This window comes from Halomonas elongata, from assembly GCF_029081005.1.
GTDB lineage: Bacteria > Pseudomonadota > Gammaproteobacteria > Pseudomonadales > Halomonadaceae > Halomonas > Halomonas elongata_B.
The window spans coordinates 1-449 of record NZ_JAJQTQ010000094.1 but is presented as its reverse complement, the minus strand read 5'-3'; the positions used below and the strand labels follow the sequence as shown (position 1 = coordinate 449).

General features: G+C 69.5%; 1 protein-coding gene. It reads left to right on the top strand.

The genetic code is table 11. The features are described from left to right. Nucleotides 1-449, top strand: a 449-nt coding sequence (locus LU493_RS19590; RefSeq protein WP_275289477.1) for an FAD-binding oxidoreductase, incomplete at both ends; no start/stop codon positions are given.

The following is a 449-nucleotide window of genomic DNA, read 5'->3' as shown; positions in this document are numbered from 1 at the left end:
TCCGACGCGGTCGCCGCGCTGACCCGACGCTACGGTGGCCTGCTGTGGGGCGAGCACGGCAAGGGCGTGCGCTCCGAATACGCCCCGGCCTTCTTCGGGCCGCTCTACCCGAGCCTGCAGCGCCTCAAGGCGGCCTTCGATCCGCACAACCAGCTCAACCCGGGCAAGATCGCGACACCGCTTTCTACCCCGCCCGAAGACGCGGAACCCTCTACCCCGCCCGAAGACACGGGGAGGGCTACCTCGGCAAAGGGTGAGACGCACGAGACGTCGAGCGACGACGCCGACGAGCAGGCCGTGAAATGGGTCGACCCGGGGCTGCTGACCATCGACGGGGTGCCGACCCGCGGCCAGCTCGATCGCCGGATCGACACGCGGGTCTGGCAGGCCCACGCCGACGCCGTTCACTGCAACGGCAACGGTGCCTGCTACAACTACGACCCCGATGA